24 protein-coding genes and 1 tRNA gene are annotated in these 22,113 nt (G+C 65.4%); 10 read left to right on the top strand and 15 right to left on the bottom strand.

Going from position 1 to position 22,113, the window contains the following annotated elements; genetic code table 11:
- Positions 1-5: 5 nt before the first annotated feature.
- Positions 6-1,397, top strand: a complete 1,392-nt coding sequence (gene cysS / locus ACBJ59_RS49550; protein WP_375116983.1) for a cysteine--tRNA ligase — start codon at positions 6-8, stop codon at positions 1,395-1,397.
- Here the strand turns inward: cysS and ACBJ59_RS49555 are convergent.
- Both ACBJ59_RS49555 and ACBJ59_RS49560 read right to left on the bottom strand, forming a co-directional pair.
- Entirely contained in the window at positions 1,394-2,590 is a 1,197-nt protein-coding gene (locus ACBJ59_RS49555; RefSeq protein ID WP_375116984.1) for a hypothetical protein, read from the bottom strand. The two genes, cysS and ACBJ59_RS49555, sit on opposite strands and share 4 nt — an antisense overlap.
- A complete protein-coding gene (locus ACBJ59_RS49560) occupies positions 2,587-3,087 on the bottom strand; it encodes a SigE family RNA polymerase sigma factor (RefSeq protein WP_375116985.1) in 501 nt (166 codons plus the stop codon). The genes ACBJ59_RS49555 and ACBJ59_RS49560 overlap by 4 nt, the downstream gene beginning before the upstream one ends.
- A gap of 273 nt (positions 3,088-3,360) precedes the next feature.
- Between ACBJ59_RS49560 and rlmB the strand changes: the two genes are divergently transcribed.
- Positions 3,361-4,323, top strand: a complete 963-nt coding sequence (rlmB, locus tag ACBJ59_RS49565) for a 23S rRNA (guanosine(2251)-2'-O)-methyltransferase RlmB (protein WP_364119714.1) — start codon at positions 3,361-3,363, stop codon at positions 4,321-4,323.
- A 20-nt stretch (positions 4,324-4,343) separates the two neighbouring features.
- A tRNA-Thr gene (locus ACBJ59_RS49570) sits at positions 4,344-4,416 on the top strand.
- Between the two features lie 101 nt (positions 4,417-4,517).
- Here ACBJ59_RS49570 and ACBJ59_RS49575 read toward each other — a convergent pair.
- From ACBJ59_RS49575 to ACBJ59_RS49615, 9 genes are all read right to left on the bottom strand, one after another.
- On the bottom strand, positions 4,518-5,735 hold the full coding sequence (locus ACBJ59_RS49575; protein WP_375116986.1) for a tyrosine-type recombinase/integrase: 1,218 nt from the start codon (positions 5,733-5,735) through the stop codon (positions 4,518-4,520).
- Positions 5,732-5,917 (bottom strand): helix-turn-helix domain-containing protein, encoded by a 186-nt coding sequence (locus tag ACBJ59_RS49580; protein ID WP_375116987.1) that lies wholly within the window; start codon positions 5,915-5,917, stop codon positions 5,732-5,734. The genes ACBJ59_RS49575 and ACBJ59_RS49580 overlap by 4 nt, the downstream gene beginning before the upstream one ends.
- A complete protein-coding gene (locus ACBJ59_RS49585) occupies positions 5,914-7,233 on the bottom strand; it encodes a replication initiator (protein WP_375116988.1) in 1,320 nt (439 codons plus the stop codon). Before ACBJ59_RS49585 ends, ACBJ59_RS49580 begins: the two co-directional genes overlap by 4 nt.
- Before the next feature lie 246 nt (positions 7,234-7,479).
- A complete protein-coding gene (locus ACBJ59_RS49590) occupies positions 7,480-7,818 on the bottom strand; it encodes a hypothetical protein (protein ID WP_375116989.1) in 339 nt (112 codons plus the stop codon).
- Between the two features lie 14 nt (positions 7,819-7,832).
- Positions 7,833-8,495, bottom strand: coding sequence for a DUF2637 domain-containing protein (locus ACBJ59_RS49595; RefSeq protein ID WP_375116990.1), 663 nt, complete (start codon positions 8,493-8,495; stop codon positions 7,833-7,835).
- Between the two features lie 27 nt (positions 8,496-8,522).
- On the bottom strand, positions 8,523-9,857 hold the full coding sequence (locus tag ACBJ59_RS49600; protein WP_375116991.1) for an FtsK/SpoIIIE domain-containing protein: 1,335 nt from the start codon (positions 9,855-9,857) through the stop codon (positions 8,523-8,525).
- Positions 9,850-10,179 (bottom strand): hypothetical protein, encoded by a 330-nt coding sequence (locus ACBJ59_RS49605; RefSeq protein ID WP_375116992.1) that lies wholly within the window; start codon positions 10,177-10,179, stop codon positions 9,850-9,852. The genes ACBJ59_RS49600 and ACBJ59_RS49605 overlap by 8 nt, the downstream gene beginning before the upstream one ends.
- A gap of 325 nt (positions 10,180-10,504) precedes the next feature.
- Positions 10,505-11,701: a helix-turn-helix domain-containing protein gene (locus ACBJ59_RS49610; protein WP_375117059.1), complete on the bottom strand. Its 1,197-nt coding sequence runs from the start codon at positions 11,699-11,701 to the stop codon at positions 10,505-10,507.
- 2 nt (positions 11,702-11,703) lie between these two features.
- The gene (locus tag ACBJ59_RS49615; RefSeq protein ID WP_020547016.1) at positions 11,704-12,012 is read right to left on the bottom strand and encodes a putative quinol monooxygenase; all 309 of its coding nucleotides are present in this window, start codon (positions 12,010-12,012) and stop codon (positions 11,704-11,706) included.
- A 173-nt stretch (positions 12,013-12,185) separates the two neighbouring features.
- Between ACBJ59_RS49615 and ACBJ59_RS49620 the strand changes: the two genes are divergently transcribed.
- A complete protein-coding gene (locus tag ACBJ59_RS49620) occupies positions 12,186-12,605 on the top strand; it encodes an ATP-binding protein (RefSeq protein ID WP_375116993.1) in 420 nt (139 codons plus the stop codon).
- A 712-nt stretch (positions 12,606-13,317) separates the two neighbouring features.
- On the opposite strand, the gene ACBJ59_RS49625 is transcribed toward ACBJ59_RS49620, so the two are convergent.
- Positions 13,318-14,172 carry a hypothetical protein gene (locus ACBJ59_RS49625; protein ID WP_375116994.1) on the bottom strand — a complete coding sequence of 285 codons (855 nt, stop codon included), beginning with the start codon at positions 14,170-14,172 and terminating at the stop codon, positions 13,318-13,320.
- Positions 14,173-15,273: 1,101 nt separating this feature from the next.
- Here ACBJ59_RS49625 and ACBJ59_RS49630 point away from each other — a divergent pair.
- On the top strand, positions 15,274-16,053 hold the full coding sequence (locus ACBJ59_RS49630; protein ID WP_375116995.1) for a hypothetical protein: 780 nt from the start codon (positions 15,274-15,276) through the stop codon (positions 16,051-16,053).
- Positions 16,054-16,295: 242 nt separating this feature from the next.
- Here the strand turns inward: ACBJ59_RS49630 and ACBJ59_RS49635 are convergent, their stop codons facing one another.
- Entirely contained in the window at positions 16,296-16,637 is a 342-nt protein-coding gene (locus tag ACBJ59_RS49635; RefSeq protein WP_375116996.1) for a tyrosine-type recombinase/integrase, read from the bottom strand.
- Between the two features lie 245 nt (positions 16,638-16,882).
- Here ACBJ59_RS49635 and ACBJ59_RS49640 point away from each other — a divergent pair, with 245 nt between their 5' ends.
- The 4 genes from ACBJ59_RS49640 to ACBJ59_RS49655 all read left to right on the top strand — a co-directional run bounded on the left by ACBJ59_RS49640 (position 16,883) and on the right by ACBJ59_RS49655 (position 19,721).
- Positions 16,883-17,158 (top strand): hypothetical protein, encoded by a 276-nt coding sequence (locus ACBJ59_RS49640; RefSeq protein WP_375116997.1) that lies wholly within the window; start codon positions 16,883-16,885, stop codon positions 17,156-17,158.
- Between the two features lie 276 nt (positions 17,159-17,434).
- Positions 17,435-17,965 carry a hypothetical protein gene (locus ACBJ59_RS49645; protein WP_375116998.1) on the top strand — a complete coding sequence of 177 codons (531 nt, stop codon included), beginning with the start codon at positions 17,435-17,437 and terminating at the stop codon, positions 17,963-17,965.
- A 915-nt stretch (positions 17,966-18,880) separates the two neighbouring features.
- Complete coding sequence (locus tag ACBJ59_RS49650; protein WP_375117060.1) at positions 18,881-19,129, top strand: transposase; 249 nt, start codon at positions 18,881-18,883, stop codon at positions 19,127-19,129.
- 184 nt (positions 19,130-19,313) lie between these two features.
- Positions 19,314-19,721: a hypothetical protein gene (locus ACBJ59_RS49655; RefSeq protein WP_375116999.1), complete on the top strand. Its 408-nt coding sequence runs from the start codon at positions 19,314-19,316 to the stop codon at positions 19,719-19,721.
- A 7-nt stretch (positions 19,722-19,728) separates the two neighbouring features.
- Here ACBJ59_RS49655 and ACBJ59_RS49660 read toward each other — a convergent pair whose 3' ends face one another.
- The gene (locus ACBJ59_RS49660; protein ID WP_375117000.1) at positions 19,729-20,094 is read right to left on the bottom strand and encodes a hypothetical protein; all 366 of its coding nucleotides are present in this window, start codon (positions 20,092-20,094) and stop codon (positions 19,729-19,731) included.
- A gap of 466 nt (positions 20,095-20,560) precedes the next feature.
- Here ACBJ59_RS49660 and ACBJ59_RS49665 point away from each other — a divergent pair, with 466 nt between their 5' ends.
- Complete coding sequence (locus tag ACBJ59_RS49665) at positions 20,561-20,674, top strand: Imm8 family immunity protein (protein WP_375117001.1); 114 nt, start codon at positions 20,561-20,563, stop codon at positions 20,672-20,674.
- A 403-nt stretch (positions 20,675-21,077) separates the two neighbouring features.
- On the opposite strand, the gene ACBJ59_RS49670 is transcribed toward ACBJ59_RS49665, so the two are convergent.
- Positions 21,078-22,070, bottom strand: a complete 993-nt coding sequence (locus ACBJ59_RS49670) for a hypothetical protein (RefSeq protein ID WP_375117002.1) — start codon at positions 22,068-22,070, stop codon at positions 21,078-21,080.
- Positions 22,071-22,113: the final 43 nt, after the last annotated feature.

Raw genomic sequence — 22,113 nt, forward strand, 5'->3', positions numbered from 1 at the left:
TCCTCGTGAGCCTGCACATCTACGACACCAGTACGCGCGCCATCCGTGAATTCGTTCCGGTCGAAGCCGGCCGGGCGTCGATTTACCTGTGTGGGGCAACCGTGCAGGCTCCCCCGCACATCGGGCACATCCGCTCGGGCGTGAATTTCGACGTGCTCAGGCGCTGGATGGCGCGTTCCGGATATGACGTGACGTTCTGCCGCAACGTCACGGACATCGACGACAAGATCATCAGGGTGTCGGCCGCCGAGAGCGTGCCCTGGTTCGTCGTGGCCGAGCGCAACCAGCGGGCCTTCACCTGGGCCTACGACACGCTGGGCTGCCTGCCGCCGACCGTCGAGCCGCGCGCCACGGGCCATGTGCCCGAGATGATCACGCTGATGGAGCGGCTGATCGAGCGCGGGCACGCGTACGCATCCGGTGGAGACGTCTACTTCGACGTGCAGTCCTACGCCGACCGCTACGGCACGCTCTCCAACCAGAAGGTGGAGAACATGCGGCCCGCGGCCGACACCGACGACGAGTCCTGCAAGCGCGATCCGCGCGACTTCGCCCTGTGGAAGGGCGAGAAGCCGGGCGAGCCGACGTGGCCGACGCCGTGGGGGCCCGGGCGCCCCGGCTGGCACCTGGAGTGCTCGGCCATGGCGACGAAATACCTGGGCCCGACGTTCGACATCCACGGCGGCGGGCTCGACCTGATCTTCCCGCACCACGAGAACGAGATCGCCCAGTCCCAGGCCGCGGGCGACGGCTTCGCGCGTTTCTGGATGCACAACGGGATGCTCAAGATCGGCGCGGAGAAGATGAGCAAGTCGCTCGGCAACTCGCTGCTGATTCCCGAGATGGTGCAGAAGGTCCGGCCGGTGGAGCTGCGCTACTACCTGGCGGCGCCGCACTACCGGTCCTCGATCGAATACTCGGAGGAGGCGCTGCTGGAGGCCGCAGCGGCCTACCAGCGGATCGAGGGCTTCGTGACGCGGGCCGCGGAGGTCATCCACGACGTGGACGCCGACGCGCCGCTGCCCCAGGCGTTCGCCGACGCGCTCGACGACGACCTGGGCACGCCCCAGGCGCTGGCGGTCGTGCACGAGGTGGTGCGCGAGGGCAACGTGGCGCTGTCCAAGGGCGACAAGGAAGCCGTGGCGCGGCTGCTGGCCGAGACCCAGAACATGCTCGACGTTCTGGGCCTCGACCCGCGCTCGCCCCAGTGGCGCGGTGCCGGGTCGGACCTGACCCCGGTGGTGGACGCGCTGGTGGCGGTGGCGCTGGAGCAGCGCAAGGCGGCCAGGGAGCGCAAGGACTACGCGGCCGCCGACGCGATCAGGAACCAGCTGGCGGCCGCCGGCATCACGGTGGAGGACACGCCGCACGGGGCTCGCTGGGAGCTGAGCCACTAGATCCGCAAGAGGTCGATGATCACGTACTGGTCTCCCAGCGGGTAGGAGACCAGGCGGTTCCCGGTCAGGCCCGGCTGAACGCTGACCGACCCACCCTTGGCGTCGGGGCGCAGACCCAGGTCGCCGGACTTGCCGGTGGTCAGGTCGAGCAGCGCCTGGCCGCCGGTGGGCATGGGCAGGTGGATGGCCATGAAGCGGTCGTAGGCCAGCCCGAGCGCCGCCCACTGCGGCAGCTCCCGCTGCTGCGAGCCGTCGCGCAGGCGGTGGAAATACTTCTCGTCCGCGCCCGTGCCGACGCACGTGGTGACGCCGCACCTGACGAACTTCTCGCCCGGCCGGACGAGCGCCTTGCTGGTCTCCCCGGTCTCGACGTTGAGCAGCTCCTCGAAGCTGGGCTCGTTGTCCGGCGTGTAGTCGCCCGGGGTCCCCACCCACGGCCAGCGCAGGATGTGGTGGCGGTCGGCACCCGCGACGGGGGTCACCTGCCCGCCGTCGAGGGGCAGGGTGAAGACGCCTCCTTTGACGAGGGAGAAGGCGAGCTTGCCGGCGACCACGGCGGAGGCGTCGGTGCCGCCCTCGACCGGGGCGTCCGTCGCGATGGCGGTGGGCTCTCCGCCCGTGATGGGGACGGACCAGAACTCGGTACGCCTGTTCCGGACCGTCTGCCAGACGACTCGGCCTTCGCCGACCGCGTACCCGGAGGCGAACACGCCCTTCGGCGTCCGGATGTCGGCGATCTTGCGGACATCGCCGGTGCCGAGGTCGTAGGCGTGGATCGCGTCGGCCTTATCGAAGCTCGACCACGTCGACAGCAGGATCGTCCGGTCGTCGATGAACAGCAGCGGCTGGAACTTGCGGCCGTCCGAAAGCTTCGCCGGGATCTTCCACACGGCGTTCGGCCACACCTCCTCGACGGGGGCAGGACGGCCTTCCTGGGCGGCCTGGCTCTCTTGAGGTGATGGGACGGGATTCACCGCCAGGTGGGCGCTGTCGTCGCCGAGGTCGCGTACCGTCACGGACACGCCGCCCGCGACGACCGCCACGGCGAGCGCCGTCACGGCGGCCAGCGTACGCGCCCGGCGCCGCCGCGAGCGGCCCACGATCGCCGCGGACAGGCCGCTCGGTGCCTGCGGCGCGGTCTCGGCGGCGCGGCCGATGACCCGGCGGAGGTCGTCTTCCAGCTCCTTGGTCACGGGGTGCTCCTCTTGGCGGGGATACGGTGGGCGATCGCGGAACGGAGCTTGGCCAGCCCGAGCGAGGCGTGGCTGCGTACGGTTCCCTGGGAGATGCCGAGGAGCTCGGCGATCTCCGCGTCGGCGAGTTGCTCGTAGAAGCGGAGGACGAGCACGGCGCGCTGCTTACGTGGCAGCCCGTCGAGGGCCTGCCACAGCTCCTGGTCGTCGTCGGAGGGCAGCGCGTCGTGCAGGGGCGTCTCCGGCAGCGCCCAGGCCAGGTGCTCGCGGCGGCGCAGTCTCCAGGCGCTGATGTGGAGCCGGGTCATGATGACCTTGGTGTAGCGTTCCGGATCCTCCTTCCGGCGCACCCTCGACCAGGCCCGGTGCAGCCTGATCAGCGCCTCCTGCGTCAGGTCGGCCGCGTCATGCGGGTTGCCGCTGAGCGCGTAGCCGTAACGCAGTAACGCATTGGCTCGCTCCGCGACGAACTCCGTGAAGCGGGAGTCGTCTTCCACTTGTCATCGCCTTTCCCTGGTCCGTCTCCACAGAGACGGACTTGGCGGGGGATTTGTTGAACGGCCGGTGGACTTCTGCCGTGGGCGATGCGGGGCCCGCCCGGGAAGTGCGGATCGACCACTCGACTCTGCCCCTGCCTCGGACGACTGTGCACGGTGCCCTTCGACCTCCTCTTTCCTCGACCCTCTCCGCGAGCACCGCCCATCCGCTGCGAAAGACCTCCCTCGCCGCCGTGGGCTGAGGTGGCTGGCGGCCCGAGTACCCTTGATGGCATGGCAGCAGGGGGTAGGGCATCGGGCAGGCCCGCGAAGAAAAAGGGCCCGTCCAAAGGCGCCGGAGGGCAGCGCCGCCGGTCGCTCGAGGGCCGGGGCGCGACACCGCCTGCCGAAATGCGTCACTGGTACAAGGACAAGGCCCGCACCGAGCGCATCGCGCGCGAGGAGCAGGGAGGCGCCCGGCGCGCCGCGCCTGCCAGGCAGCGGCGCTCGGAAGACGCCCCCGAATACATCGGCGGCCGCAACCCGGTGCTGGAGGCGCTGCAGGCGGGGGTGCCGAGCAACGCCCTCTACGTGGCCCAGCGCATCGACAACGACGACCGCGTACGCGACTCCATCAAGATCGCGGCAGAGCGCGGCATCGCCCTGCTCGAGGTCTCCCGCGACAAGCTCGACCGTCTGACGGAGGGTGCCGTCCACCAGGGCATCGCCCTCCAGATCCCGGCATACGACTACGCGCACCCGTCCGAGCTGGTGGACCTCGCGGAGGAAGCCGGCGAGGTGCCGCTGATCGTCGCCCTCGACTCGGTCACCGACCCCCGCAACCTGGGCGCCATCGCCCGCTCCGCCACCGCCTTCGGCGCTCACGGCCTGCTCGTCCCGTCCCGCCGCTCGGCCGGCGTCACGGGCGGCGCCTGGAAGACCTCCGCCGGCACGCTCGCCACCCTCCGCGTGGCCCGCGCGTCGAACCTGACGGCGGCACTGCGGGAATACCGGGAGGCCGGGCTGTTCGTGATCGGCCTCGACGGTGCCGGCGAGACCGACATCGGCGACGTCGACCTGCTGACCGAGCCGCTGGTGGTGGTCGTGGGCTCGGAGGGCAAGGGGCTCTCACGGCTGGTGCGGGAGCACTGCGACGTGGTGACGCGCATCCCGATGCAGGCGGCGGCCGAGTCTCTCAACGCGGGGGTGGCGGCTGGGGTGGCGCTGTATGAGGTCGCTCGTCACAGGCGTCTCTAGCGTCTACACTGGTAGGCCGTGCCGACGTAGCTCAATCGGCAGAGCATCTGTCTTGTAAACAGAAGGTCAGGGGTTCGATTCCCCTCGTCGGCTCTGCATGAAGAGGCCCCTGAACTGGTGTTTCCGGTTCAGGGGCCTCTTGGTTTGTCAGGACAATCTTGAGATCTTGCTAACAGGCTTGCTAACACGGTCGCTTATCCTCCGACGGCCTTGGCGAAGACGTCGGCAGCGGTGGCCGCCTGCTCGTGGATGACGTGGGCGTAGACCCTGAGGGTGATCGCCGGGTCGGCGTGGCCGAGTCGGGCCGCGACGACGTGGACGGGAACGCCGGCCAGGAGCAGCGTCGTGGCGTGGATGTGGCGAAGGTCGTGCAGGCGGGCGTGGGGGAGTTGGGCTCGCGGGTTCTGCTTGTTGTGGGTCTCGATGAGCTTGGGCATCAGGGAGCTGGGCGTGTCCGGGAAGAGCGGGTCTCCCCAGCCGGTCGTGAAGACGTATGCTCCTCCGCCTTTCCAGGACTCGCCGAGTCGAAGGCGTTCCTCGTCCTGGCGGGCGCGGTGGGCCTTGAGGACCCTGACCGTGCTGAGGTCGAGGGACACGACGCGGGAGCGTCCACTCTTGGTGGTGCCCTCGACTCGTTGGCGGTCGATCACGGCGGCGGTGCCGGTGATGTGGATCTGCGGCTTGTCCAGGTCCACGTCCGTCCAGCGAAGGTTGAGCAGTTCGCCGCGACGAGCGCCGGTGTAGGCGGCCAAGTGGAAGAAGGCATACAGGCGGTGCTCCTGAGCTGTGGCGAGGAAGGCCCGGAGCTGGGTGGGTGTCCAGATCATGCCTGGCTCGGCTGGCTGGATGCGCGGGAGCTTGGCCCGTTCGGCGGGGTTGTGGGGAAGCAGTTCGTCCACGAGCACGGCGTCGGTGAGTGCCTTACGGAGCACCGTGTGGACGTGCTTGACGGTGTTCGCCGAGAGCGGGCCGCCCTTCCTGCCGCCGCTTGTCAGCAGGTCGCGGTAGAACTTCGTGATCGCCGCCGGGCGTAGTGCTTGTAGGCGGACGTTCCCGATTCGAGGTCCGATGTAAAGGCGGATCATGTCGCGATAGCCCTTGAGGGTGTGCGGCTTGATCTCGACGGCGTGACCCTCGATCCACTCGGCGAGGTATTCGGCGACCGTGATCGTGTTCCGATCGATGTACTCGCCGCGCCGAGCTTTCACCCTGGCCTCGTCGCGGGCCGCCTTGGCGTCGTCCTCGGTGGCGAAGCCGCTTACCCAGCGAGGCTTGCTCTCACCGGTCTCCGGGTCCTTGACGCGGATCACGTAGGACCAGGTGGTGCCGCGTTTCATCACGCCGTCACGGAGCTTCGGGGTCTTCTTCTTACGCGGCTCGTCGCCTGGTGCTGCCGTGAGGGTCTTGGTCATGCTGCGTTTTCCTTCGAGGTCATGCGGGCGATGTAGTCGTTGAGCGCGGTGACGGGGACGCGGCGAGAGCCGTCGATGCGGAGAGAGGCCACCGCGCCGGTGGCGAGCAGTTGGTAGAGCTTGCTGCGCGAGATGGCCAGGGCTTCGGCGGCTTCGGGAACTGTGAGCAGGAGTCGGGTCATAGATGGCCTCGCGATGTGGTGCCGGTGATGGCTGCGGCTAGAAGCGCGTCGCCGGCCGAATGGCCCTGACCGGCGTACTGCCAGTGGGCGATGACGAGGACGGTGTCTTCGTCGAACAGGGGCAGGCGTCCGTGCGTGACCGCCTCGGTGCGAACGAAGCGCTCTCTCGCTGCTCGGAGTTCGCCGAGCGTGGTGGAGTAGCGGCGGCTCTTGGTTGAGAAGTGGCCGCGGAAGCCGAGCATGTGCGCCCAATGGGCGAGCCTCAGGTCGGCCAGGCCGGATTGGCTACCGAGGCGCATGCAGGCGGCGATCAGGCGTCGGGCATGGTCGCGGATCGGTAGGGCGTCGAGGTTGTCGAGCGGTTGGATGCGGCGGTCCAGGGTGCCGACACACTCGGCCGCCTTGGTGGCGTACTTGGCGATGTAGGCGGCAACGGCTTGTTCAGTGAGATCGCCGTCCATGGTGATGCGGCGGACGTCGAGCTGTGTGCCCCACTGAAAGGCGCGGCTGAGCGGCTTGACCTCCGCGGTCACGACGGCTGCTGCGTGCTGGACGGCTTGGGCCAAGGCATCGGCTGTCGCCCAGGCCGGTGGCGGTGAGCTGGGACCGTCAGGTCCGTCGAGGCGGATGACGGCGTGGAAGTGGACGACGCCACGGCGCTGGTATTCGGCGACCTTGGCGAAGGCGATGCTGACGTGCTCGCGGAGGGCCTTGACGGTCAGGCCGTTGAGGCGGGCGAAGCGGCGGCGTAGGGCGAGCGTGAAGCGTCTCCAGAGTTCGGGGCTGAGGGCGTTGAACAGGACCGATCCGTCGTAGTCGTAGCAGTCGGGGCACAACGGTTCGCCGAGACGTGGGTCGTCGGCGCTGTGCCGGTCGGTGCAGGACATGACCTGTCCGTGCGGGCAGGTTTGGGCATCGCGGCGGGCGTGGCAGGGCAGGATCGTGCCGTTCTTCACCCGCCGCGAGTGGACCGCTCCAAACGATGGTGCGGTGAGCGTGACGAACAGACACGGGTGGGCGCTGACCGTGTCGGGTACGCCCTTGCCGCCGATAAGGCCGGCACGGACGAGCTGGTAGGTGTCGGCGCGATAGATCCCGGCGCAGGCCGGGCAGCGGGAGGCGCGACGGGTCTTGCACGGGACGCGCAGGACGCCGTTCGGCTCGGTGGTGGTGCTGTAGCGGTGCAGGAGGTGGCCGGTGGCCTGGTCGTAGTGCTCGACCTTGCCGTGCAGGTGGATGGGCTGTCGGCAGCCGCCGGTGCGCTTGATCTGGCTGGCCCAGCGGTCGTAGTCGGGTTGGTTGAGCCGGTGGATCATTCCAGCCACGGCGTGGCTGTGAGCAAGGTGGGGCAAGATGAGTCCTGTCCTATCCGGTGACTCTGGTGTGGATGGCCCCCGGCCTGGCGCGGATCTTGGCGGATGTGTGGCCAGGCGGGGGGCGTTACAGCGGCTATGCGCCGTGGTTGTCGATGCCGGTGCCGTCGCAGTCGGCGCAGGTCTGGTCGTCGTAGATGCCGGTGCCGTTGCAGGTGCAGCAGCGATGGCGGGTGACGGTGTCGGTGTTCATCGGTCTTCGCCGAGGCCGTAGGGCGTGATGCAGCCGCGGTAGCTGTCGTGGGCGTCGTAGCGGGCGCGGGACTCGGCGAGGATCGCCACGGCGCGGTACTCGATCGGGCCGAGGCGCAGCGAAGCCGTGTAGTGGCCACTGTCCCCATCGACGTGGCTGCCGAGCAGCGTGGCCAGGCGGTGAAGCTCGGCGTGCATGTCGGTGTCGTGGGCGTCCCGCACGAAGTGATGTATGACGGTGCTTCGTGGGATCGGGATGTCGGGATGCGCTTCCAGCAGGTCGGCCAGGGTGCGCAGCCCGGTGATGAACGCGGGCCGTGAGTGCGTGGTGGACATCGATAGCGTTCCTTTCAGTGGGCGTGGGCGTGGGCGGGTTGCAGGACGTGGAGCAGGTCGGCGGCGAGTTGCTCGGAGACTCCGAGGCGGGCACGGATGAGGTCTGCGGAGATCGGTTGACCGTGTTTGGCGTGGTGCTCGTCGGCGACGCGGCGGGCGTAGTCGACGAGGGTCGGGTCTGGTGTTGGGCCGTCGTGGCGAGCCGGGACGTCACAGGGCTCCACGAGGACGGCTGAGGACGTTTGTGTGGGCGGTGAGGACGTCTGCGGGACGTCCTGTGGTGTGTCGGTGCTGGTGGTTGTGGCGCGGCGTTCGAGCATGGAGACCGCGACGAGGAAGGCGCCGGCCGGGGTGGCGGCCGTGATCCAGCCCCAGACGGTTGGTGTGGCTTGGGCGAGGTTGGCGGCCAGGGACAGGACGATGCCGCCGGTCAGGACGAGGACGGGCCAGGAGATCGGGCCGCGCCGGGTCCGGTGGGTCTTCTTGTCGCGCTGGCGTTCGCGGGCGGCCATGACGCAGGTCAGGTCGATGCAGATGGCGATGGCCCAGGACATCCAGCCGGTCTGTCCGTGTTCGCTGGCGGTGTCGCGGATGTGGGTGAACGAGCCTGCTCCCGCGATGAGTGCCAGAACGAGGACGGGGCCGGTGTCGAGGAGCCAGGCGGTGATGCGGCGCATCTCAACTCCTCCTGGCAGCGGACCGGGTCAGGCGGTCTGCTGATCGGGCGTTGGTACGGGTTGAGCTGTCATCACCTCGGCCCAGGGCGGTGCCAGGTGTGCGTAGGTCTGTGCGGCGCGTTCCGCGGTTTGTTCGCTGACGTAGAAGGAGCGGGCGCGGTACCACTGGCCGTCCTGGTTGGCGATGACAGCGACGCCGGGTGTCTCGGCGGCGATGGCGCGGGCGGAGTCGAGCGCGGCCGGGTCGAGGTCGCCGAGGGTCATGGTGGCGGTCTCGGGATCGTTGACCCGATGGCAGATCCGTCCCGAGCACTGGGCCCGGAGCGCCGTGACGCCGGGGCCGAGGTCGGAGCCGATGCGCTGTCCGCAGCAGAACAGGTAGATGCCGAACGCCCGGCCGAGCTGTGCGATCCGCAGCAGCGCTGTTGAGGTCTTGGCGATCTCGTCCTTCTCCGACTTGTCGGCCATCAGGTACAGCTCGGCCAGCTCGTCCACCAGGACCACGATCGGCACCGGCCGCAGGTGCGGCGGGAGCTGCCAGATGTTGCGGGCGCCGGCCATCCGGCACACGCCCATCCGGTCGGTCATGAGCGCCACCAGGTCATCCAGCAGCCCGCCGCACTCGGCGCGGGTGGTGGCCAGCGCGGACAGTCGTGGCCCGTACGGGGTGAACTCGACGCCGCCCTTGAGATCGAAGCCGACCAGGGCGACCGGTTGCGGCGCGAGGCCGACGATGAGGGCGTTCGCCAGGTTGGACTTGCCGGACTGCGTCGCGCCCGCGTTGATCCAGTGCGGCACGGTCCGGAAGTCGATCACCCACGGTGTACCGGTCTCCAGGCGTCCCACGGTGACCTTGAGCAGTTCGGTGGACGGTGGCAGTTCATCGACCTTGACCAGCGGGTCACGGACGGTGGCGGCGAGGCGTACCCGGCCGGGCTTGTCGGAGGAGACGCGCACGGCGTGTACGCCCCAGGAGTGCGCGAGGCGTTCGGCGGCTCCGGCGTAGTCGGCGGGGATCTGTCCTTCCAGGGTGTGCAGGGTGACCCGCCAGCCGTGCCGGGTCGGCAGGGGCAGCCACATGAACGGCTTGGTGTCCACGGCGATGCGCTGCCACTTGCGCCGGACGCGGACGACGCCGGTCGATGCGACCAGTCCGGGAACAGTGGTGAACCAGAAGCGCTGCCGCTTCTTGGTGAGGTTGCAGCCGAGAGCGACCTTGCGCCAGGTCGCCCGGATGGTGATGGCCGTGATCGGGAAGCCGATGATGAGCCAGAAGGAGCGGTAGTGCCAGCGGCGCCAGGCCCACAGCCCGGCCGCCGAGGCGGCCAGGACTGCGAGCACCGCGTAGAGCTGGTCAGACACTGGCGGCCTCCTGCAGCGGGAGCAGGGCGGTCGCGCGGTAGGAGATGCCCCAGCGTCCGGCGATCTCCCAGACGTAGCCGAGCAGTCCGACCGCGTTGACGGCGTCGCCAGCCTTGATGGGCGGTTCACCAGTGATACCGATCTTGACGAGTTCGATCCGGCCGAACTCGTCCTCCACGGAGACCGTGACCTCGTAGACGGTGTTGCCGTGCTTGTCGGTCTTGATCTCGCCGGTGTCCTTGTTGAGCACGCGAGGGCGCGGGGCCTTCACACAGGTGATGGTGAGCTTGCTGACGTCCACAGGGATGGGGACGGTACGCATGGCTGTTTGACCTCTCGTCGGCCTGTTGATCAGGCGTTTCAGGACGAGGGAGGCCGTGCCGTCAGCTCGGAGGCGATAGCATCGAAGCGCCAACTAGGGTGCTTATCGCATCCGGCCTGGGCGGGTCTCCCGCTCAGGCCACTTTCATGTGTGGCCCTCTCTCCGCCCTTCCGTGAGCGGACCTCCTTGATCCACCCCTGAAACGCGAAGAGCGTTCGTGCTGGGCTGCCACCCTCCGACTACGGAGAGTTCCAGCTACAACACGAACGCTACCTGATACTGAGAGTAATCGCTAGTACTTAGAGTACGTGGACACGTACTTTTTCTACGCTCCTACTCGCTCGGCCAGCTCCCGCAGCTCAGAGGACGCTGGATCCTGCATCGACACCAGGTCAGAGACGAGTTGCCGTACGACCCGGTGGTTACGAATCTGCTCCGGCGTGATGCTCTCGGCCTCCAGCAGCCGCGCCACCGCTTCGTCCACCTGGCGACGCTGCGCATGCGCCCGCGCGAGATCGACAGCCAGCCGCGCCCGTCGTTCGGCCGACAACGTCGAGGCGTCCACCGCGCTCCCGACCCGCAGCGCATGCCCGGCGTCACCCACCTCCACGGCCACCGCCACCTCATGCAGCGCCACGTTGGCCGGCCCGAACTCGGTGTTGTAGTCGTTGCGCCCCTCGCCGACCCGCGTGGCCATCTCGCGGGCCCGCGAGAGGTGCTCGTAGGCGACATCGGCCTGGTTCAGCCGCGAGGCCGCCACCGCCCGCTGCAAGGTCAGTCCACCCCATAGCGACATCGCTTCCACGTTGCCCTGATCGGTCAGGAACCACAGCGCCTCAGCAGCGGTCCGCGCGGTCTCCTCCACCTGATCGAAATGACGCGCCCCCAGGAACACGAACCCCAGCCGGAACGCCCCAGCCGCCATCATCAACGGGTTTCCGGCACGCTCGGCCGCGCTGATGGCCCGATCGGCCGCGATCCACGCTGCCTCCGGCTCACCCAGCTTGGCCAGCGACGCCGAACACGCCTGATAGGTGACCGCCAGCAGCTCGAACAACTCGGCCTGCCGCTCAGCAGGCGCGGACCGTACCGCGTTCTCCAGCGTCGGGACGAGCCCACGCAGCAGCTCCGTCAGCTCGACGTAGCGGCTCTGATGCGTGAGCTCCCAGGCGTGAGCCACCCGCGGCTTGAGCTGGTCGGTCGGCGGTACCGGTGTGGCGTGCAACATGGCCTGCAACGAGTGCGCCCCGGACAGCACCAGCCGCAGCCCGGCTGTCCCCGGCACTTCCTCGGTCGTGGCCGCCACCACCGGCGCTTCGGCGGCCAGCTCTGAGAGCGGCACGTCCAGCGTCTCGGCCACCTTCTCCAGCACGGACATGCGATCGACCTTGCGCACGCCCCGCTCCACCTGCGAAATCCACGCGACTGACCGGTCCACCAGCCGTGCCAGCTCCGCCTGGGACAGGCCGCGCCGTTTGCGTTCCTGGGCGATACGCCGTCCGAGCGCCCGCTGATACTCCATGCTCACGACGTCGTGCCCTTCCCGCTCAGCAGATCCAGCCAATCGACCTCGACCGAGGCCAGCAGCTCTTCGCGAGCCGCCAGGAAGCGCCTGGTGTGCTCGGTCTGCTCGTGGGCATCGAAGGCGTCGCGGTCCCGGTACAGCTCGTAGAAGATCCGCTGGAGCGGCTGACCGTCCACCCGGTGTGAGGCATACACGATCGTTCCCGGCTCGTGCCGGCGGATCGCCTCGATTGTCTCACCGACGAGGGCGTCGAACGCCGCCGCGCTCTCCTCGTCCTTGCAGGTGAACCGCACCATTAGTCCGAACATGCACGCCTCCCGGGTCGCCGTGACGGGCTGGGGTCAGGTTGTCTTCACTCGACCAGTACTTATTGTGCGGCGCAAGTACATCAAGTCGCTTGTACTTGAAGTATAGCACTAGTACTTTAAGTATTGATAGCGGATCGCAGGGCGTTGACCTGCATGAACGCAAGGAAACGGCGATGTCTCTGACGCTGAACAGCGGCCAAGAAATCCACCGGTGGTGTCGCAACTTCCCCGGCACCAAGGCCCAGATCAGCGAAGCGCGCCGATTCGTCGCCAGCTACCTCGGCGACCGCCCCGAGACCTACACCGCCGAACTCGTCATCTCCGAACTCGCCACCAACGCCATCCGCCACACCCGCAGCGGCCAGGCCGCCGGCCGATTCGGCGTCACCCTCCACGCAGGCACCACCCTGTTGATCCTCGCCGTCCACGACGAAGGCGGCCCCTGCATCCCGCACCTACGCCAGGCGGAGAACACGGACCAGAGTGGCCGAGGGCTACATCTGGTGGAGAGCCTTGCGACGCGGTGGGGCGTCCACGGTGACGAAGGCGGGCGCACGGTGTGGGCGCTCATCCCGCTCGGCCAGACCGCGTGAGCGACTGCCTGTCTCCGCACCTTTCCGAGCCACAGCCGAACCACACGCGGCTGACATGGTTCAAAGCCTGCAAGGACACCCGACGGCGAACGCTCGCTTGGACCTGCCACTGCGACGTGATCTTCTACGAACTCTGCGGTGCAGGCGGACAGTCCTTCCTGCGCCGTACGGACCTTGCCACTGACGAGGTCTGCGAGACCCATCGCATGCGCATTCGAGACGGTGACGCCTTGTGGCAGGCCCTACTTCAAGGTCGAGCGCGGTAGAACTCTGCAAGATCAACGACGCGGCAGCACAACCTGGATGAGAACTTTCTCTACGTCTTCAAGCCGCCGCCCGTTGGGCGGCGGGCGGCCGGGCGGTCCGGGCGGGCGTGCGGCCTCTCCGGGCCGGTCCCGCCCGGCCACCCCGCCGCACCATCGGAGGTCGCAGCCTGTATATGACTATCCGATATATCCAGTCCCTTTGCAGTTCGGGCAGGTAATCTCCTCGGTGTGCTGCTCGTCATCACCAGCTTCTGCGCCGCCTTGATTGTCGCGCAGGATTTCGATTCTGCCCAATCCATTACAAACGTCGCACAGGGTTGCGGAACGCGATGGGCCAACTTCGAATCTCTTCGACCTCCGGGTGGCTCGCACAGCAGTTATAAGGCTTATTAGTGCAACCACAGATCCAACAGTACCGGCAATCCAAGAAAGTCTTTCAGCCCACATCATCGCTGCCTCCTGCTTACGGACGCAATGAGGACCGCAGCTAGGCCTGCCAAGCCTCCGCCGATGATAATCAAGAGAGATAGTGTGGGATTGACCGACCAGTTGTCCGAAGTGGTTGGCGCGGCATCGGGTTTTCGCTGCACAAGTATGTACACTACGATTGCAGCCATACTCATGATTGCGCATGCTACGAAACTTGCTATGAAACCCGCTGGCAACTCTCCCCCCTTATGGCGAGAGTCGAACAGTAGGTCACTCAGACCCCCAGCAGCAAACGCAAAGCCCAGCAAGCAGATAGACCCAGTACCAAGAAAGGCTGGGAGTGCCCAAGTTTGAGACTTCTCCTGAAATGAGACCCAGTCGAACAGGGCGACAGGGAGTGAGTACACTGCCGAGAATATGAGCCACTTCAGAACGCTTCTCATCGCGCTAGACTTCCTATCATCTGCAGGCGCCAACCCGCTGGATGCCACAGTGATAGGTTGACTTATGTGGCCAATAGTCACTCTAATCGATCTCTCGACGTGGGGGTATTTAGGGTTATCCTGGTCGACTTCGTTCTTCAACAGCGCCGTACGCAATTCGGGAACACCCGCTTGCGACAATGCGCTCTGCACGACCGCAACCAGGTGAGAGTTGCAGCCAGCTATCTCGACCCCTCCAAAATACTGACTCACCCGACCGTCCTGCGGAGTCTTATTGAAGGCAGTCTTCCAGCCAGCAAGTCGAAATAACGCCTCAACCTCTTGAGCGCGAGGATATTCATGCACAGGATAGAAAATAATCTTGGCCTGCACATACTTATCTGCATAGCGCTGGAGTTCTACGATAGCCTTTGATTGCCTGTTGGCCACCTTAGGATTTTACACAGTACTGCTCAGCGGTACAGCGTCCTTCTGCATCTTGCCTCATTTCAACGGGTAACGGCCGTGACGATCGCTGACTTCGGTCCTCATGTCTAGAGCTGGGGCGATCGGCTGCCGCGGACCGACTTCGTCGGTCCTTGCCACTGGACTCGAGGGCTGAGGTCCGCTGTGCAGCAGCCAGTACAGCGACACCCACTCACGCAAGCACACCACCACCGTCTATGCCTGCTGATCAGAGCTACGCGCGAGTGATTCACAAGCCGTCTGCCTTGCCCTACGGATAAGAAGTAGTCGGACCATCTCGGCCGAGCAGGCAGCGTGCGATCCTGGGCGCATGACGGATCGGCATGTTGTGACGATTCAGGTGACTGGCCGACCTGCTACGTTCGCCACGGCCCACGAGAGGCCTTGGAAGGATGCTGTTCGATCGGCCATCGATGCGAGCGGAGTGGGGCCTCAGGCTGCGCGTTTCGCCGTTCGTTTGGAGTTTCGGCTTGCCGTAGCTCGCAATGCGAACGAGGTCTGGGACCTGGATAACCTCATCAAGCCCACACTCGATGCGATGGAGGGCATCTTCGGTACGCGGGCATGGCGGGGGGCGCCTCAGCCCGCCGATGACAGAGTCGATCGCATCGAGGCTGTGTAGCGCCTTTCGGGCGTGGGCGAGGTTCCAGGAGCAACGATCGATGTATGGGTCATCGATCCTGACTAAGGAGCCCAGGGAGTTCCTGGCTGCATGTGGTTCGTGGAACGACACAGTGGCAGTGGTGCTAACAGCAACGTCCCTGCACATGGATGCACCTCAGCTGCCATTCCATGCGATTCTGACCACGGTCTCGCGCAGCCGTGCAGGGATTGCTCCGCCTGAAAAACGGACGGCCATATTCACCTATTTAGGCTTGACCGCCGATCACTTGGATTCTGTGTCCGCTGAGCGGTTGCCAGGGAAATCGTTCCATATGTACGGTTCGGCCTGTACTCAGAGTGGCGCTGTGGATTCGTTTTCGTATCGATCCCTGATGGCATATCGTGTTGATCTTTCGAATGACCTAGCCTGCCATGTCCCTACTAGATGTGCAGGTGGATGCCATGAGCGAGCAGGCCGCACAGGCGATTGTCGGTAACGAGCAGACTGAGGTCACTAGGGAAGTCGCAAGCTCCCCGATGAGGAAGCCGGCGGGAACGCGGGCAATTCCGAAGTGGGAGGCTGATGCGCGGGACCGCGTACGAGCGGCGATACGGCGTTACTCCAAGCCGCTAACCGATCTTATAGCGCGTGATGCCAATGAAGGGGACACGCGTCTGCTCATAACCGACTTCCTGTGTGCAGGACTCGGCTACGACAAATATGACGACCTCACTACGGAATACCAGGTCAAGGGCGAGTTCGCTGACTACGGCATTCGTATCGACAAGCAGCTGATCGCCTTCATCGAGGTGAAGCGTTGCAGTCAGAAGCTCAACGTCAAACACCTGCGACAGGTACAGATGTACGCCGTGAACGAGGGTGTTGAGTGGATGGTCCTGTCCAACGGCCAGGTGTGGCAGGCATATCACATGACCGCTGGCCTCCCCGTGGTCATCGACCTAGCCCTTGAAGTCGACCTGCTCAGTGACGCCAGCTTGAGCGTCAAGACGGACGCGCTCTTCTACTTGACCAAGGAGGCGTTCAAGCGCCGCTTGATCGATGATCTGTGGAGGGCTCGCGCGGCAACGTCGCCGAAGTCCCTGGCCCAGGTACTTCTGTCCGACGTGGTGACTGACGCCGTACGCAAGGAACTGCGACGCCAGACGAACCATAACGCCGATGTCGGCGAGATCCATCGGATCTTGCGCAACGAGGTACTTCGGCCAGAGACCTTGCTTTGAGGTGTTCTGCCTAGCGTGCAGCACCGAGGTTAGTGATCTTGCTAACGCGGATGCTAACAACCGCCCTGGACGACCCTGGATGTTTCTGGGGTAGGAACGCTCCACAAAGGGGCCTGTGCAGGCGTCCATGACAGCGGTGGACACCGGTGGACAGCCTCGAAGTCCCTTGTAAACAGAAGGTCAGGGGTTCGATTCCCCTCGTCGGCTCTGCGTGAAGAGGCCCCTGAACAGGCGTTACGCCGTCAGGGGCCTTTCGGTTTCCGGTCTTCAACCGGTGTCTTCGGCGTCCGTGGGAGCCACCGGGGGCTGTTTCCCCAGGAGAGCGGTGGAGATGGCCTCCGTTGCCGCGCGTCGGTCGCCTTCGAGTCGGTGCCCGTAGACGTCCTTGTGATGGCGATGCTGGCGTGGCCGAGGGCCTCGGACACGACGTGGAGCGGGGTGCCCTGGGCGAGCATGAGGGATGCATCGGAGTGGCGAAGCTCGTGCGGGTGCCAGTGGCCGAGGTCCGCCTTCTTGGCCAGGCGGGAGAACAGGTGCGAGAAGGTGCCCGGGTCGGAAGGATTGCCGAAGGCTGTAGGGAACATCAGAACGTGCTCCGTTCAGTTCTCGCCAGCCCTGAGACGTTCCCGATTGTGGGCCGAAACGCATCGCTGTCATCTACGCCGACGTAGCCCAAGCACAGCTCCAGATCGGCAACAGTACGGCAGGCGTCACCTACGCCCGCCGAGCTATGGAGTAAGCCCAACGCACCGAGTCAACCTGGCGCCGGCAAGCACACAGGCGGAACCGAGTAGTCAACGTTGGCGCGACCGGTGATGGTGCCTGGCTCATGGTGATGGACTTCTCAACTCGGGCCGCACAGCACATCGAAGCCATCTTCACCCCGACCCGCACCTGTGTCGGCGTCGTCAGCGCAACAGCCCTCGCGCTGGCCGCGGAATCGTGCAGCGGTGGCACGTTCGTCGACGACGAAATCATGATGCTCCAGCCCACCGCACCCGACGCGCACCGCGTGGTTGAGCGAACCCGGTTGACCCACAGCGGCACCACCTTCGAACATTGCTGCGAGCGCTACATGCGTCAGTTCGAGCATCTCAACGGCTGACCAAGCGATGTGAGCAGCCCCTGAGCCATCCACTGCGGTCGCGTGCCAGCTCAAGGGTTCTGACCAGCGAAAATGCTCCAAGCCGAAATCAGGGTTGACTCAGGGAACTGCCACGGACCGACTTCGTCGACCCTTGCCATCGAATAAGCGCGCTGGCCGAGGAGCGCGTCCACGGCGCAGCTATCAACTGGAGCTCAATTCGGCGTCCGCGCTCCGGTATGAAGAGTCTCCGGAAACAATGGCTGCCTCTGATCATCTTTCTGAGGAAGGCAGGCCATGTCCCGGTGGCGCCATCTTCGATGGTGGCTGGCCGCGTTTGTGGTCAGTCTGCTGAGCTTTCTGTCCTTATGGCTGCCGGCGCTTTTCGAGGGCGATGGAGCGGTGGGCTGTGCGAGCTATGGCCCTCTTCCATCGGGCCTGGCGGGGTTGTGGTCCGACCTGGAAGCGATGTGGCTCGATCTCCGGCAGCAGGTGGAGTCCACGCACGGACGGTATCTGGCCCTGAACGGTCTGCCTATGGTGAGCGTCTTGCTGTCGGGTGTGGTGGCCGCCTGGTCGAAGCGGTGGCTCGGGACAGTGGTGGGGCTGCTGGCAGCCCTGGTCGTGGCAGTGGTTGCGCTTCACTGGGCCTTCATGGCGTTCTCGTATTTCCTGTTGCTCAGCTGTGGGGGGTGGGAGGGAAGGCTGCCGTGGATGGTGTGGCGTCTACTCCCGATGGCCGGTTTCGGCAGCGCGGTCGTGTTGTTGATTGGCGGAGTTCGGGTTCGTGGAGCAGCGTTGGCCAGGCTGGGCACGCCATCCTGGTGATCCGCACATGACTGGCAGAGCCTCTCGATGACCGCCCAGCAAGATCGCGATTGAGCGGACTGGCGAGCGCGGGTCCCACTGCCGTCGATGAGGATCACCAGGTGGGCATGTTTGGCGGCCGGTACGACGATGATTACGGCAGTTTCGCCTTCCGAGATTGCGCGACAAAAGTTGTTGGATTCCCTGGCTGAGGCCAAGCCCATTAACCATCGCAGTGGTGAGTGGCCAACTGGGTGATGATCGGTGCGTACGAGCGCGGACGTTTACGGACCGCCGGAGACCGATGGCGCATGTCAGGGGCGTAGCGTCGCTGCTAGAGATCAAGGGTAAGTGGCTTCGCATCGAAGTGGTCAAGGCCGTGACGATCGCTCACTTCGGGACTCGCTGTTGGCGGCTGGGGATCGCTGCCGCGGACCGACTGCGTCGGTCCTTGCTACCGGTTTATCGGGCATCTGTGGGCGTGCGTACCGTGGTCGAGATCGCCCGGGACTGAGATTAGAGCGAGGTAGCCGATGCCATGGATCTGCGTGTCTGGCGCACAAACGCCTGATCAGGGTGACAGCCGCCCAGTTCGTGCACGAACTCAACGCCTCTGAAGTCACCGATGTGTGGCTTCGCTTGGAGTCAGTGACCATTGGCGTCGAAGTCGCTGCCGATTGGTCGTTTCGGATTGAGCCATGCGAACCAGGGCCGGGCCATGTGATGGGAGAGCTTGGCAGCCGTGTCGACGTGACCTCCGCCTCGGATGACCTCCCATGCGTGCGACACATCGGCGAACGGCTCATACGCCTTGTCGAGCGGTTCGGCGGCGGGGTGGATGGCACCGAGCGTGTGGGAGCGGAGTTCGTGTTCGACTCGGTGACTGTAGTCGCGGAGAGCTTCGGCGGTCTCCATGTGCGCCAGTTCGCCGAAATGATGGTGCATCGCCGCGGCCAGAATCTGGAGGCCTGGATGAACGCGGTCCTGGGTGATGACCTACCCGAGTTGCACTCCTTCGTCACCGGGCTACGCCGCGACCAAGACGCCGTCACCGCCGGCCTTACCCTGCCCTACAGCTCCGGGCCCGTCGAAGGGCACGTCAACCGGACCAAGATGCTCAAGCGGCAGATGTACGGCCGCGCCAACCCTGATCTCCTGCGCAAACGCATCCTGCTGACTGACTAACCAGGGTCCGATCACGAAATGTGTGCCTGATCCAGAATTCGGCCGTCGTTGACACACGCCCCTCGTCGACAGGAGTGACCGCATGAGTGCCATGTGTGACTATTACCGCGCTCCCGATCGAGCCACAGCCACCTTGCGGCCAACCACTGTACGGGACCGCAGCAAACCCCTTCGCGGCGCTCCGGTGTTCGATGTTGTGGAAATCACCTGGGTCGACCCAAGCGGCTCTCTGGGCAGCCTCGTGGCCGCTATCAAGAACGTTCCCTACTCAGATGACCTTGTCGAGACGGTCACCTTGTACCCTCCGCCAGAAGGGGAACCGGAAACCGAAGAAGAATGGCTGGCCCTTCCGGAGGACTCGCCTTACCTCGATGGACCACAAATCGATGAATTACCGGCGAGCGCACGTGATGCCCTCGCCGAGATCGAGGACTCCCGCCTGCTCGAAGTGGTCCGGCGTTGGACGATGGATCCGCTCTGCCCCTTCCGCGATGGTGGCGACGTGTTGGACTTGGTCCAGGAGCTTGTCGCCCTTGCAAGGCGGGCCAAGGAGAACGACGAATTGCTCTACTGCTGGTGGATCCCGGGTTAGCTATCCACTACTGATCCATGGCCTCCTCATCAAAAGGCGGCAGGACGCCGCATGCGTCGTCGATTTCTCCAGTCGCGATCAAGTCCTGCACTGCGGCGATCATCGAGTCGAAGCCGGGTTCGCGGATGACGACCAGATCGGAGAGCCAGAAGTACCGGCCGCTGAGGCACTCGCCTGTGTCGCGCCAGCGATCCATGATTTTGTTGACGACGCCGAGCGTCATGAACGTCGCGTACCGGCGGGTGCCGTCGGACAGTGTGATGGTCGCGTCGGCTTCGTCGGCGGTTTCGGGGGCGGACCCTTCCTGGCGTGTGATCAGCATCTCGAAGCCGGGCTTGCTGATGCGATAGAAAGCGCCGTCGATCTCGATCACAGGCCCACCCTGTCGAGCATCCCGGGACACCGCAACGGGAGTGCAGCAACTCGCTCTGTCCAGGCAGGTCACGCGTTGGCCGATCGGACCATTAGCGGGCCATCGAGAGGGATGACGAGCGGTCAACCAGGTCACTCACGACCGGGCTTCTGCCCAGCCCAGCGCCTCATCAGGCCGTAGTCGATGCAGCTTCTAACCTGACAACCCACTTGTTACGCGATCATGAGACGGTGAGAGCACGAGTGGGAGAGTTCCGTTGGGGCGATCTTGAGGCGGGGCGGAGGGTCGACGAGCCGACCCATGCGTGCGAACTTCTGGAAATGTATGCCGGTCCTCAGGGTGAGCTGGGCGAGGAGCGACTTCAAGCCACCGTCTGCACCCCGTCGGCCCTCACAGAGCAACTCCGTCACCGCCCCTTCTCATTGGTCGGCACTGGCTCTTCGTTGCCGAACTTCATCCCGACAAGGTGACCGAGTGGCTGAGCGATCGGATTGCCGTACTGGAAGCTCCAACATGGGGTGAGCTGGCAGAGAAGATCGGCCGGATCGGAGAGTGGGAGTTCGAGGATTACACCGGCTGAGGCATGGCGACCCAGCACAGTGCGGGGAGCCACCTTGGGAGCCACTCAGCCGGACGATTACGAACTGTGGTGGACTACTGCGGACGGTGTGACATCCAGTGACCAGCCCGGGCGAACTTGTCCGGACGGTTCTGAAGATCGTTTGGGAGCCTGGTGAACAGAAGGTCAGGGTTCGATTCCCCTCGTCGGCAATCATGTACAGCAACGTCGTCTTGCGCGATCACACGGCGTCGGCCCGTATCCACCACTTCAGCGGGACGAAGGGGTGCCGGTGAGGCGCCTGCTCTTCGCTTGTCAGCAGAACCTCAGGGAGATGTTTCCCCTTGTCGGCTCTGCAGCAGGAAGCCCCTGAACAGGTGTTATACCGTCAGGGGCTTCTTATGTTGGACCAGCCTGGATTGGCCTAGGAGTTCAGCTCATAGCGGTACCAATGGCGGGGGTGTCCGTCCTCGTATAGCCACAGTGTGCCGTCTCTGCCGATCTTCCCTCGCGCCCAGCCGGTGGGGTGTCGGTCGTGCGGCAGCAGCAGGTTCAGCCGGTGTGATTCGGTGACGGCTTCGCCCTGTCGGTGGCCTTTGCGGATCTCCCAGCGGAACCCGCCGGCCACTCGGTGCTGGTCGAGGAAGGCGATCTCACCGCCTGAGACGGCCAGGCCGTGGCAACGTGTGATGGGATTCGGGGTGATGCGGCGGACGCCGTGGCGATCGATTTCGATCAGTGGGAAGTCGGGGTAGGGGCAGGCGTGGACTATGTCGCTTCCGACGTTCAACGCGTAGCAGTCGCACCAGAAGATGCCTGGAGTGTGGGGCGGCGCCATCCAGGGTTGGCCGCCGTCGCTGCTCCAGCGGGCCAGGCCGATCGCGAAGCCGCGGGAGCGGGTGCCGTCCGGGTTGGGGAACCAGTAGTCCGACTGGTCGAAGTAGCTGATCCAGATGGCGCCCTGGGCGTCCGTCATGAGTTGCTCGATGCCGTCACCGGCGTAGAAGGTCGACCGGGTCTGTCCGCCTTCATCGATCACATGGACGTTTTTCGTGAGGTGTAGCTCGTCTTCTGGGATCGGCTCCAGGTAGCGCTCGACGTCGATGTCTATACGCGCACAGCGGGCGGCGGCTAGCACGATGCCGTCGCCTAAGGTGTCGATGCCGGTGAACCATTGGTCGAGATCTGTCAGCGGAATCTCGCGGGTCTCCGCGCCGTCGCAGATGACGGCCGTTGCGTCGTAGCGTGGGGGCGGCTGTTGTGGCGAGGGGCGAGGGATGGGGACGAAGCCCTGGGCTGGGTCGGCGACCAGGGCGGCGAGCCGGCCGCGGTGGTCGATGGTCGAGGTCAGAACCTCATGCCGGGCGTAGCGGTCGGGGAGCGTCGCGTGGAGCGCGAGCCGGTGGTCAGCGACCATGAGCCTTTCTTGTTGTCATTCCTTGATGATTGCATACGAGGCA

The sequence above is a fragment of the Nonomuraea sp. MTCD27 genome (assembly GCF_041950495.1).
Taxonomy (GTDB): Bacteria; Actinomycetota; Actinomycetes; order Streptosporangiales; family Streptosporangiaceae; genus Nonomuraea.

What these genes read in the sequence shown, in the direction of transcription:
- ACBJ59_RS49610 (WP_375117059.1), bottom strand. Translation starts at nt 11,701, where the DNA reads ATGGAGTATCAGCGGGCGCTCGGACGGCGTATCGCCCAGGAACGCAAA.
- ACBJ59_RS49645 (WP_375116998.1), top strand. Translation starts at nt 17,435, where the DNA reads ATGTCCCGGTGGCGCCATCTTCGATGGTGGCTGGCCGCGTTTGTGGTC.
- ACBJ59_RS49605 (WP_375116992.1), bottom strand. Translation starts at nt 10,179, where the DNA reads ATGCGTACCGTCCCCATCCCTGTGGACGTCAGCAAGCTCACCATCACC.
- ACBJ59_RS49580 (WP_375116987.1), bottom strand. Translation starts at nt 5,917, where the DNA reads ATGACCCGACTCCTGCTCACAGTTCCCGAAGCCGCCGAAGCCCTGGCC.
- ACBJ59_RS49670 (WP_375117002.1), bottom strand. Translation starts at nt 22,070, where the DNA reads ATGGTCGCTGACCACCGGCTCGCGCTCCACGCGACGCTCCCCGACCGC.
- ACBJ59_RS49615 (WP_020547016.1), bottom strand. Translation starts at nt 12,012, where the DNA reads ATGTTCGGACTAATGGTGCGGTTCACCTGCAAGGACGAGGAGAGCGCG.
- ACBJ59_RS49630 (WP_375116995.1), top strand. Translation starts at nt 15,274, where the DNA reads ATGAGCGAGCAGGCCGCACAGGCGATTGTCGGTAACGAGCAGACTGAG.
- ACBJ59_RS49650 (WP_375117060.1), top strand. Translation starts at nt 18,881, where the DNA reads ATGGTGCATCGCCGCGGCCAGAATCTGGAGGCCTGGATGAACGCGGTC.
- ACBJ59_RS49620 (WP_375116993.1), top strand. Translation starts at nt 12,186, where the DNA reads ATGTCTCTGACGCTGAACAGCGGCCAAGAAATCCACCGGTGGTGTCGC.
- ACBJ59_RS49595 (WP_375116990.1), bottom strand. Translation starts at nt 8,495, where the DNA reads ATGCGCCGCATCACCGCCTGGCTCCTCGACACCGGCCCCGTCCTCGTT.
- ACBJ59_RS49575 (WP_375116986.1), bottom strand. Translation starts at nt 5,735, where the DNA reads ATGACCAAGACCCTCACGGCAGCACCAGGCGACGAGCCGCGTAAGAAG.
- ACBJ59_RS49590 (WP_375116989.1), bottom strand. Translation starts at nt 7,818, where the DNA reads ATGTCCACCACGCACTCACGGCCCGCGTTCATCACCGGGCTGCGCACC.
- ACBJ59_RS49635 (WP_375116996.1), bottom strand. Translation starts at nt 16,637, where the DNA reads ATGTTCCCTACAGCCTTCGGCAATCCTTCCGACCCGGGCACCTTCTCG.
- ACBJ59_RS49585 (WP_375116988.1), bottom strand. Translation starts at nt 7,233, where the DNA reads ATGATCCACCGGCTCAACCAACCCGACTACGACCGCTGGGCCAGCCAG.
- rlmB (WP_364119714.1), top strand. Translation starts at nt 3,361, where the DNA reads ATGGCAGCAGGGGGTAGGGCATCGGGCAGGCCCGCGAAGAAAAAGGGC.
- ACBJ59_RS49640 (WP_375116997.1), top strand. Translation starts at nt 16,883, where the DNA reads ATGGTGATGGACTTCTCAACTCGGGCCGCACAGCACATCGAAGCCATC.